The sequence below is a fragment of the Lacrimispora struthionigena genome (genome assembly GCF_048627165.1).
Taxonomy (GTDB): Bacteria; Bacillota; Clostridia; order Lachnospirales; family Lachnospiraceae; genus Lacrimispora.
On record NZ_JBMBWP010000001.1, the window covers coordinates 1,363,094 to 1,375,429 of the forward strand.

At 41.8% G+C, this 12,336-nt stretch carries 10 protein-coding genes; 8 read left to right on the forward strand and 2 right to left on the reverse strand.

The features are described 5' to 3' along the window. Positions 1 to 89: 89 nt before the first annotated feature. The gene (locus ACOAOT_RS06180) at positions 90 to 752 is read left to right on the forward strand and encodes a Crp/Fnr family transcriptional regulator (protein ID WP_420216193.1); all 663 of its coding nucleotides are present in this window, start codon (positions 90 to 92) and stop codon (positions 750 to 752) included. Between the two features lie 146 nt (positions 753 to 898). Then, on the forward strand, positions 899 to 2,530 hold the full coding sequence (hcp, locus tag ACOAOT_RS06185) for a hydroxylamine reductase (protein WP_420216194.1): 1,632 nt from the start codon (positions 899 to 901) through the stop codon (positions 2,528 to 2,530). A gap of 72 nt (positions 2,531 to 2,602) precedes the next feature. Here hcp and ACOAOT_RS06190 read toward each other — a convergent pair whose 3' ends face one another. Beyond that, positions 2,603 to 4,192 (reverse strand): N-acetylmuramoyl-L-alanine amidase family protein, encoded by a 1,590-nt coding sequence (locus tag ACOAOT_RS06190; RefSeq protein WP_420216195.1) that lies wholly within the window; start codon positions 4,190 to 4,192, stop codon positions 2,603 to 2,605. A gap of 547 nt (positions 4,193 to 4,739) precedes the next feature. Between ACOAOT_RS06190 and ACOAOT_RS06195 the strand changes: the two genes are divergently transcribed. The 6 genes from ACOAOT_RS06195 (at position 4,740) to ACOAOT_RS06220 (ending at position 11,700) form a co-directional block, all read left to right on the forward strand. Then, complete coding sequence (locus ACOAOT_RS06195; RefSeq protein ID WP_420216196.1) at positions 4,740 to 6,074, forward strand: phosphoglucose isomerase-related protein; 1,335 nt, start codon at positions 4,740 to 4,742, stop codon at positions 6,072 to 6,074. A 58-nt stretch (positions 6,075 to 6,132) separates the two neighbouring features. Further along, a complete protein-coding gene (locus tag ACOAOT_RS06200; RefSeq protein ID WP_420216197.1) occupies positions 6,133 to 7,773 on the forward strand; it encodes an ABC transporter substrate-binding protein in 1,641 nt (546 codons plus the stop codon). A 100-nt stretch (positions 7,774 to 7,873) separates the two neighbouring features. Further along, positions 7,874 to 8,851, forward strand: a complete 978-nt coding sequence (locus tag ACOAOT_RS06205) for an ABC transporter permease (protein ID WP_104439796.1) — start codon at positions 7,874 to 7,876, stop codon at positions 8,849 to 8,851. Next, on the forward strand, positions 8,844 to 9,713 hold the full coding sequence (locus ACOAOT_RS06210) for an ABC transporter permease (RefSeq protein ID WP_420216198.1): 870 nt from the start codon (positions 8,844 to 8,846) through the stop codon (positions 9,711 to 9,713). Before ACOAOT_RS06205 ends, ACOAOT_RS06210 begins: the two co-directional genes overlap by 8 nt. Positions 9,714 to 9,756: 43 nt before the next feature. After that, positions 9,757 to 10,737 carry an ABC transporter ATP-binding protein gene (locus ACOAOT_RS06215; protein WP_491711668.1) on the forward strand — a complete coding sequence of 327 codons (981 nt, stop codon included), beginning with the start codon at positions 9,757 to 9,759 and terminating at the stop codon, positions 10,735 to 10,737. After that, positions 10,738 to 11,700, forward strand: a complete 963-nt coding sequence (locus ACOAOT_RS06220; RefSeq protein WP_104439795.1) for an ABC transporter ATP-binding protein — start codon at positions 10,738 to 10,740, stop codon at positions 11,698 to 11,700. 60 nt (positions 11,701 to 11,760) lie between these two features. On the opposite strand, the gene ACOAOT_RS06225 is transcribed toward ACOAOT_RS06220, so the two are convergent. After that, entirely contained in the window at positions 11,761 to 12,249 is a 489-nt protein-coding gene (locus ACOAOT_RS06225) for a hypothetical protein (protein ID WP_420216200.1), read from the reverse strand. Positions 12,250 to 12,336: the final 87 nt, after the last annotated feature.

Below are 12,336 nucleotides of genomic sequence, written 5' to 3' on the forward strand. Positions count from 1 at the left end.
AACGAATCCAGTATAAGTTGTAAATACAACGTATTTGTGATTATTCCTATGATATGATTGAATTGAAAAAATAAGAATTGGAGTCCGAGATGATTGATTATAGTCATGTCCTGTTATTTTCCGGAATCAGTAATCAGGAACTGCTCCCTATGCTGGACTGTTTGGGGAGCTACAAAAAAAACTATAAAAGCGGTGAGATCATAATTCTCACTGAGGATGCCGTAAAAAGTCTGGGCATTATTCTGAGTGGATCCGTAAAAATGATTAAGGAAGATATATGGGGAAATAAAACACTGCTTGCAGTGATGGAAGAGGGGGGACTGTTTGGGGAAATTTTCACCTGCAGCCACGCACAGACGTCGACGGTGACCTTTGTTGCCGGTAAGGAAGCAAAGATTTTGTTTCTTCCCTTTGAAAAAATATGGAACTCCTGTACCACATCCTGTGCCTGTCATCATAAGCTTATGGGAAATTTAATCTCCCTTCTTGCGGATAAGAATGTTCAGCTGATTGAAAAGCTGGAGGTGACCACAAAGAAATCAGTTCGGGAAAAGATAAGCTGCTTTCTTTCCATACAGGCGCAAAAGAATAACAGCAGATATTTTACTGTGAATATGGGGAGAATGGAGCTCTCGGAATTCCTTTGTGTAAACAGAAGTGCGCTGACAAGAGAGCTGAATCTGATGAGGTCAGAAGGGCTCATTGATTTTGACAGAAACACATTTAAAATAATAAAAAATCGAAAAAATTAAAATTGATTGAGTTGTGTTGTAATAACAACCGACATAAATCAGGTTCGATGATATTCTTAATGAGCAACAGGGAAATAACACAAATATGAAACGCGCACAAACTCCCAAATGGGGTGTGTATAAATTTACTTTAGGAGGTAAGGAATATGAGCATGTTTTGCTATCAATGTCAGGAGACAGCAAAGAACACAGGATGTACAGTGAAAGGTGTATGCGGTAAGACAGAAGAGGTTGCCAAGCTGCAGGACCTGCTGATCTATGCAGTAAAAGGAATTTCTGAAGTAGTCGTAAAGACAGGAACAAACGCAGCTGATATCGCCCAGATCAATCATGAGGCGGTAAAGAGCCTTTTTATTACCATTACCAATGCAAACTTCGATGCAGCAGCAATTGAAGCACAGGTTTTAAAGGTACTTGGCTTAAGAGATGAGCTGGCATCTAAAAAAGGTTATACAGGCAATAACGATGCAGCAACTTTCCATGTAACAACCAGAGAAGCTATGCTTGATAAGGCAGCTACAGTAGGCGTTCTTTCCACAGAGAATGAGGATGTACGTTCTTTAAGAGAGCTGATTATCTATGGTATTAAAGGTATGGCTGCTTATGTAGAGCACGCAATTAACCTTGGCAAAGAAAACACTGACGTCTATGGATTTATGTACAAAGGTATGGCAGCAACCCTTGACGATACCCTTTCTGCAGATGATCTGGTTGCTTTAACCTTACAGACCGGTGAAGTTGGCGTAACTGCTATGGCTCTTCTTGATGAAGCCAACACTTCCCGTTACGGCAATCCGGAGATCACTTCCGTTAACATTGGTGTAAGAAAGAACCCAGCCATCTTAATTTCCGGTCATGATTTAGCAGATATGGAACAGCTTTTAGAGCAGACTGCCGGAACAGGAGTAGACGTTTATACCCACGGCGAGATGCTTCCAGCTCATTACTATCCTGCATTTAAGAAATATGATCATTTCGCAGGTAACTATGGAAATGCATGGTGGAAACAGTTAGAAGAATTTGAATCCTTCCATGGTCCGGTTCTCTTTACAACCAACTGTATCGTTCCTCCAAGAACTCCTGAAGCAGCAGCTAAAATCTTCACCACAGGTGCTACTGGTTTCCCAGGATGCACACATATTGAAGCAGATGAGAACGGAAAGAAAGATTTCTCAGCTATCATCGAGCTTGCAAAGACACTTCCAAGTCCGGAAGAAATTGAAACTGGTTCCATCGTAGGCGGTTTCGCGCATAATCAGGTATTTGCACTGGCTGATCAGGTGGTTGATGCTGTTAAATCCGGCGCTATCAAGAAATTCTTTGTAATGGCAGGCTGCGACGGCAGAGCTAAATCAAGAAACTATTATACCGAGTTTGCAGAGAAGCTTCCAAAGGATACTGTAATCCTGACAGCAGGCTGTGCAAAATATAAATACAATAAGCTGAATTTAGGTGATATCAATGGTATCCCCAGAGTCCTTGATGCAGGTCAGTGTAACGATTCCTATTCTCTTGCAGTCATTGCAATGAAGTTAAAGGAAATCTTCGGTCTGGCTGATATCAATGAGCTTCCTATCGCTTACAACATCGCCTGGTATGAGCAGAAGGCAGTTATCGTACTTCTTGCACTCCTTCACCTTGGCGTAAAGAACATTCACTTAGGACCGACATTACCAGGATTTTTATCTCCTAATGTTGCAAATGTGCTTGTAGATACCTTCGGTATTGCAGGAATCGGTGAAGTGGATGATGATATCGCATTATTCATGAATGCATAATTAGTCTGTTTAAAAGTCCATGGGACCTGTTGCTGATGCAGCAGTCCATGGACTTTTTTAATCAGATTTCTTTTATAAAATGAGTTCAGGATCGGAAATATCCAGTTTCAGATCCGCATCCTCCTCAGAGAGTTCTTCATCTTCCATGCCTTTTTCCACCCGGTATATACGAAAACCTGAGCTGCTATTATTCGTATTTTTAATAATTCGATACCGATATCCAGCCTCTGATTCAGACGTTAAGCCCCCGGTTTTTACTTTCCCGTTTTCATCTACGAGAAACAGGCCTGTTCCATGATCTCCAGAAAATTCCGGAATATATACCAATTTGTATTTCATTTCTTCCTCTGCTGTGACGGCAAGTCCCTTGTAGTACAACTTTCCGTTAACGATTCCTGAGACTCCCTGCCCTTGTGAATAACCATTCTCTCTCTTTTTTGAGAAATAATATTCATATTCCGTCCCGTCATTTTTTAATATCACTTTTCCTGTAGATTTAGCAGATTTTGATCCGAAATAATAATAGCCTTCTTTTAAAGGAAAGGATCCATCTTTGTTATAGATATAAATTAAACCATCAACAAGCGTTCCTTTGGAGTTAAAAAGATACTGCTCGTCCTTAATTGTTACAAGCTGGATATAGGTCAGATTATCATCCCCCCCGGATAATCCATATTTTCCTTTTGTATCAACGGACCTTACTTCTGTGGTACGGCTGGCATTTGATTGTGTGGCTAATGATACAGAGCTTTTTGAGGCAGTGGTTATTTTTCCTTTTTTATTAAAATAGTACCAGCATTCATCCTCATCCGGGTCTCCATTTAATCCTGGGGGAACGATAGAAAGCCATATATCTTTCTGGATAACCCCCATATTCTCTGCGCCACAATAAATATACTTGCTGGTATCTTCATTATACTTATCTAACAATGCCCTGTCAGTCTGGTCGTCGACCTTTACGTATGTATCACCCGTATTATAAACCCAGCCAGCCATCATTCTGCCTTCGGTATCAAAGCAGTATTCATGGTCTCCAATGGTTACTGTTGTATTTCTCCGTATTTTACCATCACTGCGAAAGTGATACCAGTATTCTGCCCCGGTATTTTCCTCGTCAGAGGGAGGCGCTAACTTAAGCCATCCACTGGCTCTTGTTCCGTCTTCCAGGCAATAATAGGTATAATTACTGCTGATTTCGTCTGTCAGTTCAGCCGCTTCTCCATCTGTATATGTAATCCAGCCGGTCAGCATCTCACCGGTGTCAGAAAAGAAATATTTTTTATCTCCGATCTGCTGTTTACCAGTCATCATTTCTCCATTTCGATCAAAATAATACCAATATTGATTTTTATCAGAGAAATCATCCCAGCGTTCTGTATTGATCCATGTATTCTTCACCCGAAGACCATCGGAATCCACATAGTATTTTTCATCTCCATGAGAGATCCAGGCAGCAGTGGAGAGCTTCCCACTTTCACCAAGATAATAATACCCCTTTTCCCCTTTTTTCCATGCGGATTTTATATATTCCCCATTTTCTTCATAATGCCAGCCATATTCTGTCTCTGTCCAGCCAGCCGCTCTGGATACCATTGATGTATCTAAAATCATAATAGCTGCCGTTAAAATAATGAAAGTATTTTTTGCCCGGTATATCTTCAAGTGTTACCTCCCTGGTTATATGATCTGCAATTCGATTTTTAAAATTGCGGACTGTTTATCTCAAAATAATCACCTCCTGATCTCCGTGTTTTAATTTACAAACATATTACGCCTATATGGTATAGTACATATTCATATTTGTAAAGCATATTTGTGCATAAAATATAAAAAATAAGCGTTAATGATAGATTATTATTAATAGAAAACACAATTGATATTATTTATTAATAAAAACAATAAAATTGATATTAGAATATCTAGATAACAATTCTACGGATTTTTTATTTTGTTTTTCATCTTGTTATTGTAAATTCCATATATTCCCATACCATCAATGTTAACAATAAAAAGTATTTTACCGAAAACATTTCATAGAACGGTTATCTAATGGGATTTGTCGAAAAATGCAAAACATTGTAAAAAGTGCACAAAAAATATGGAATAAATTTATGGAAATTCACATCTTGAATAATGGCTAAATGTAAAGTAATATTAGTATAAATTAAATTAATTAATTAATTGCTTTTACATTTATTCGAGGTGAATTATGAAAGAAATAAGTATGGAATTAATAGACGGTTCCTCATGGCTTTCGCCGGAGGAAATTGCCAGTGGTGTGGAAGAATATGCCTCTTACCTTGAAGAAGTAAAGTACGGGGAAGAACAGTATGAAGAAAATCTTGGCTGGCTTGATGTAGAGGAATGGGCCGGAGAAAAGTGGATCACCTATTACCAGAAATTAGCAGCAGATGTCAGGAAGAATGCAGATGCATTCGTAGTCATTGGTATTGGCGGATCCAATCAGGCAGCACGTGCAGTGGTGGATGCCATAGGAGAGACAGGCCCGGTAACCATTGTATGGGCGGGAAACAGTATTTCTGCAGACAGCATCCGAAGTGTGTTGCAGGAATTAAAAGGAAAGAGTGTATACATAAACGTAATTGCAAAAAATTTCGAAACACTGGAACCTGGCATTGGATTCCGTGCTCTGCGCAGTTTCATGAAAAAAGAATACGGTGAAGAATATGTAAAACGGGTGATCTGTACTGGCTCAGAGGGAAGTCATTTAGAAAAGCTCTGTAAGGTGAACGGATTTCACTTCCTTCCGTTTCCTGCTAACATCGGAGGACGCTTTACGGCTCTTTCTCCGGTAGGGCTTTTTCCCATGGCTGTGGCAGGAATAGATATTGGTGCAATTGCCAAGGGTGCACAGCTCATGCGTCAGCGTCTTCTTAAGGAAAGCGCCTCGGAAAGTATGGCTCTGGAATATGCGGTTATAAGAAATCTGCTCTATCAGAAAGGGTTCAGCATGGAGATGCTTTCTTATTTTGAACCGCGGTATTTCCGCTTTGCAAAGTGGTGGATGCAGCTGTTTGGTGAAAGCGAAGGAAAAGACAACAAAGGCTTATATCCTCTGTTTGGAAACTTTTCTGAGGATTTGCATTCCATCGGCCAGTTTTTACAGGATGGATCCAATGTGATTTTTGAAACGTTCCTGGAAGTTCAGGATACAGGGTCCTCTTATGTTCTGCACAATGATAATGTGGATGATCTGTTTGATTATTTAGACGGTAAGGATTTTGATGAAATAAACCGGGCAGCATTTAAGGCAACAATTACAGCACACAGTAAAAAGTTTCCGTGTATGAAAATAAGCGTTCCTGCAGTTGATGAGGAAACCTTTGGCCAGCTGTTTTATTTCTTTCAGTTTGTATGTTATTTATCAGCAAAGATTCTTGGGGTTAACCCGTTTGACCAGCCAGGTGTGGAAGCGTATAAACAGTATATGTTTCAGGCCCTGGGAAAAAATGAAAATAAGATTCAGGCGAACGGTTATGGGGCAGCTGTCGGTGACAGAAGTGTCAGTGGTATCTCTTTTTAATATCAGGTGCATGAAAAACACTTGAAATAATAAGGCATTAGAGAAGGAGGAATTTTTTATGAAAAAAGGTTTTAAGAAAATTTGTTCGCTTGCCCTGGCTGTGGTAATGACAGCTTCTACGCTGGCAGGCTGCGGCGGATCTAAGTCAGAAACATCAGAAAGTAGTGCAGGCAGCAGCGCGGCAGCTGAAAGTACAACAGCAGGCACTGGGGGTACTCAGGCAGCAGCCACAGGCGGCGATGGTGTATTGGATATTGGTTATAATCAGATGGTGGAAAGCTTAACACCATTCAGGGGTAATACCTTAAGAAATGCTCCCTTTATGACCCAGTTGTATGAATCTCTGGCAGTTGTAAATGAAATCCGGGAAATGGAACCACTGGTAGCAAAATCATGGAAAACAGATGATGATGGATTTACATATAATATTGAAATCTGGGACAGAGTAAGCGATTCCGCAGGTAATAAAATCGATGCATCTGATATTGTCTGGTTTATGCAGGAATCCATGAAACGGGCATTAAAGCCTGTTTTTGCAAAGGTTGAGAGTGTGGAACAGACTGGCGACTATACATTGACAGTTAAGATGAAATCCAATATTGTGGGTACATTTGAGTCTCTTTTAAGAGATACATACGCAATCTCTAAAAAAGCTTTTGAAGCCAGCTCTGATGAATTCGGTGCATCACTGGTTTCCACATCACCTTACATGATCACCGAATATACAGCAAATTCCATATTGTCTCTTGAAAAGAGGAGCGATTACTGGCAGGATGAAGCAAATATGCCAAAATGTGTACGTCCTTCTGTTAAGAAGCTCAGCTATCACTGTATTACAGAATCTTCCCAGATGGCAATTGCTCTGGAAACCGGTATTGTAGACATGGTAATGAATCTTGATCCTTCTTCTGTAAAACAGTTTGCAGACAACAAGGATTACACCGTTGAACTGGCAGATGGTTCTCAGGGATATCAGATGTTTTTCTCCGGCGCAGACAGCAGTGTAGTTGCAAATAATGTAAAACTGCGTCAGGCAATCTGCTATAGCATTGATGAGAATGGTCTGGTTGCCGGTCTTCTTCAGGGCTATGGTACTCCGATGTATGATGTCTGCCCGCCAATGTTTAACGGATTTAACCAGAAGTGGCTGGAAGAAGATTATTATAATTACAATGTTGACAAGGCAAAACAGCTGCTTGCAGAATCCGGCTATAACGGTGAATCAATCAGCATTCTTACAACCAGTAACACATTATCCCAGAGAATGGCCCAGATGCTCCAGAGCTACTTAATGGCAATCGGTATCAAGGTTGAGTTAAAAATAGTTGATATGGCGTTATATACATCCATTCGTCTCGATGGTACCCAGTATGACATTGTACTTAATACAATCGGTGGAACATTCTTAAGTGACCACTGGTCTATCCGGTATGACCCTGCTGCTTATAAGACCGGAGATGCAACAAGCCGTCATGACAATACTCTGGCAGAGCTTTTATATAAGACCTGGACACCAAGTGGTTATACAGAGGAAAACATTGATGCAGTTCATAAGTATATCAAGGATAATGCAATTGCCTATGGAATGTTTAATCCCCAGACGATTATAGTAATAAGAAAAGATGCAGGTTTAGAAAAAGAAGTACTTGAGTACCAGGGTTATATTGCTCCGGCATCCAGTACATTTACCAATTACTAAAAATATCAGAAACAGAACAGTTTTATACTAATTCTAAGCTGAGGTGCGAAGAGTAGCACAAAAAGGCTGCGCACCAGTCAGCTTCAATGGAGAATAATCTATGTTAAAATATGTATTGAAACGATTGATCTGGATGATACCGATTGTTCTGGGAGTTGCAATTCTGGTTTTTATTATGATGACTTTCTGCCCGGGAAAGCCGGAGGAAATTATCCTTGGTCCTTCCGCGACGGAAACAGAACTTGCTGCGAAACGTCTGGAACTGGGACTGGATGATCCGATTGTGCTTCGCCTCGGCCGGTATATGAGTGATGTTTTTATCCATTTTGACCTTGGAAAATCCTGGCTGACCAATGTGGATATTACCAGTTCTATTAAGGAACGTCTTCCAAGAACATTGATGCTGACTATTACTACCTTATTAATATCCGTTGGTATTGGTATTCCATTGGGTGTGATAGCTGCAATCAAGCAGAATAAATGGCAGGATTCCCTGTGTATGGTGCTTGCACTGATTGGTGTGGCAATCCCCAATTTCTGGCTTGCGTTGCTGCTGGTTTTACAGTTTTCTGTAAAACTCAACTGGCTCCCTGCTTTGGGAATCGGAACTGGGCTGGCCGGAATTAAATATTACATTCTGCCTGCAATTTCCGGAAGTACAGGAGGTCTTGCAAGCTGCGCCAGACAAACCCGGTCTGCCATGTTAGACGTAATCCGTGCCGATTATATCACAACTGCCCGTTCAAAAGGTGTGCCGGAACGGGATGTAATTATGAAACATGCCTTAAAAAACAGTTTAATCCCAATTATAACTGTTATGGGAACCATGTTTGGCCATTTCCTTGGGGGAGCCATGATTATTGAAACAATCTTTGCTATTCCGGGTATGGGCACCTATATTATCGGTGCTGTAAACAGCCGTGATTATCCCATCGTGCAGGGCGGCTCCATTTTCCTTGCAATCACATTCAGCTTCTGTATGCTTATTGTAGATTTACTTTATGCACTGGTAGATCCGCGAATCAAAGCGCAGTATGCATCAGGCAGGAAGAAAAGGAAGGTGAAAGCAAATGCCTAAGACGACCGGACATGCCAAGAATCAGGGCGGTTTTACTGCTGTTATGAAACAGATGAGTAAGAATAAAGCGGCAATGCTTGGCCTTTTAATTCTTTCAACTGAAATCATCCTGGCTATTCTGGCACCTTACATTATACCTTATGATTATTCATTTATGGACATGGCAAATATGTTTGCCACACCATCATTTTCCCATCCGTTTGGATGCGATGATATGGGAAGAGATATATTCAGCCGTGTGCTTTTTGGCGCAAGATATTCCATTTCCATCGGTATTATAGCGGTTGCCATTGGTTCCGCTATTGGTTGTACCATTGGTGCAATTGCCGGTTATTTCGGCGGGCAGGTGGACAATCTCATCATGCGCTTTTTGGATATCATTCAGGCAATTCCGGGAATGCTTTTAATGATCGTTATTTCTGCCGTACTGGGACCTGGTTATTTTAATACAATCGTCGCATTATCCATAGGAAGTATTTCCGGTATGGCCAGAATGCTGCGTGCCCAGATGCTGAAGGAGAGGGAAAACGAATACATTGAAGCCGCACAGTCCATTAACTGCAGCAAATTCCGGATTATTACAAGTCATCTGCTTCCCAACTGTATTTCACCCATGATTGTATCTGCCACCATGGGAGTGGCGCAGACCATTACCATGGCCGCTGGTTTAAGCTTTATCGGTCTTGGCGTACAGCCTCCTATTCCTGAATGGGGTGCCATGTTATCAGCAGCCCGCCAGTTTATTCGTCAGGCTCCTCATCTGGTTTATTTCCCAGGGCTTGCGATTGCAGTGACGGTTCTTGCATTGAATTTACTGGGAGACGGCTTAAGAGATGCTCTCGATCCCAAATTAAAGAATTAAGGAAGGAGGAACAGCTGTGCATCAGAAAGAAATCAATACAGATATGCCGTTCCTTTCTATAAAGGACTTAAAGGTGGAGTACAAATCGGATGGTCAGATTGTCCATGCCGTAAATGACGTAAGTCTTCAGCTTGAAAGGGGAAAAACCCTGGGACTGGTTGGTGAGACCGGTGCAGGGAAAACTACCATAGCAAAATCCATCCTTAGGATTTTACCCGATGTTGGCAGTCATATTGCAAATGGTGAGATTTACCTGGAAGGGGAAAATCTCTTGAAATTATCAGAAACTGATATGAGAAAGATCCGTGGAAATAAAGTTTCCATGATATTTCAGGATCCCATGACAGCGTTAAACCCGGTTCTTCGCGTGGGTGATCAGATCGCAGAGGTAGTGAGTCTGCACAGTGACAGCAATAATCGGGCAGAACATGAAAAACGGGCAAAGGAGATGCTTGAAATAGTAGGCATTCCTGCAGAGCGTTATTATTCATATCCCCACCAATTTTCCGGCGGTATGAAGCAGAGAGTTGTCATTGCCATCGCTCTGGCATGCAATCCCGACCTTCTGCTGGCAGATGAACCAACGACGGCTCTCGATGTGACCATACAGGCCCAGGTGCTTGATCTGATCGCAGAGTTAAGAAACAAATATAACACAGCCATGCTTCTAATTACCCATGATATGGGTGTGGTTGCACAGGTATGCGATACTGTGGCGGTCATCTATGCTGGCAGCATTATTGAGTATGGAACGAAACAGCAGATTTTTAAGCATCCCTCCCATCCATATACCATTGGATTGTTTGGAGCGATCCCTGACATGAATGAGGATGAAGAATGGCTTCACCCCATTGACGGACTGCCGCCGGATCCAACCAACCTGCCTCAGGGCTGCTCCTTTGCACCAAGATGCAAATTTGCAACAGATGCATGTCGGAAGGAACCAGTCAGCATGAACAAGACTCAGGATGGACACGACTGCCGCTGCTGCCGTATCGAAGCTGTGATGAAGGGGGAGGATTAAATGAATCCTGTTATTGAAGTAAAGAATTTAAAAAAATATTTTACAACTCCCCGCGGTATGCTTCACGCTGTTGATGACGTCACCTTTACCATTGAAAAAGGACGTACTCTGGGTGTTGTAGGAGAGTCAGGCTGCGGAAAATCCACCCTGGGAAGAACCATTATCCATCTCCATGAAAGTACGGAAGGACAGATTTTATTAAACGGAAAAGATGTCACCAATTTAAAGGGGAAGGATTTACGACAGGCCCGTGAAAAGATGCAGATTATTTTCCAGGATCCATACTCCTCTCTTGATCCACGTAAAACCATAGACAGTACGATCCGGGAACCCCTGATTGTATCAAGGCGTTTTACAAAAAGCCAGATTGATCAGAAAACACAGGAATTAATGGATTTGGTTGGTATAGATGAACGGTTGAGAAAAGCATACCCCCATGAACTTGACGGCGGACGCAGACAGCGGGTGGGAATTGCCCGTGCGCTTGCATTAGAGCCTGAGTTTGTGGTATGTGATGAGCCCGTATCCGCTCTTGATGTATCAATTCAGGCACAGGTACTCAATCTTTTAAAGAAGCTTCAGAAGGAAAAAGGCCTGACCTATATGTTTGTTACTCATGACATGTCAGTGGTACGCCATATTTCTGATGATATTTGTGTTATGTACTTAGGACAGGTTGTTGAAAAATGCTCTTCAAAGGAACTGTTTCAAAACCCGCTTCATCCTTATACAAGAGCATTGCTTTCTGCAATCCCTTCCACAGATATTGATAAACCCAATAAGCGTGAGATTCTGCGCGGTGAAATCACATCGCCGGTCAATCCAAAACCAGGCTGCCGCTTTGCGGCCCGCTGTCCCTATGCGAAAGAGGAGTGCTTAAAACAGCAGAAACAGGAAGAAGTCTCCCCTGGACATTTCGTGACATGCTGCCGTCTGCAGGAAATAAGTTCCTCGTATAATTAAGGAAAAAGACTCCAAAAACGCTAAGGAAGAATCCGTGTTTTTGGAGTCTTTCTGGCAGGATCAGAAATGAAGGTCGCCTGCATTATAGGTTTGGATCTTGTTGCTGAACCGCATCTGTATTTCATCTAAGCGCTGTTTGGAATAGGTGAGATAAATCAGGTCCTTTGGCGGCCAGTGAAGCATCATGTCAAACCGGTCTTCGTCAGTTAATGCTGTTTTTGAAATGTAAATATAGAGTGATCCGGTATTCTTGGAGTCTTTTCTGGTAAACAGCTTCGTTCCTGCAACACCCACTTCCCCAACTTCATCCCAGGTGAAGGATTGAAGCGTTTTCCAGGGGAGAAAGGAGCGAACACCGGTCTGGTCCACACAAACGGAAGCAGCGTAGGTGAGCATAGGCTTTACAAAGAGAAGTCCGATCAGAAAAAATACTGCAGCTGACCCCAAACGTAGAAGGATGATCAGGCTCATAACAATCATAAGAGAAAACAGGACGGTGGCAATGCTCACTGCCGCCTTAAAGGTATCGACAAGGTATGTTTTTTTCATGTGGTAATAGTCCTCTCTTTAAATTAAACAATTTAAATAATTAATCCCATTATAACCAATGAACCGTATTGTGTCAAATTGCAAAGA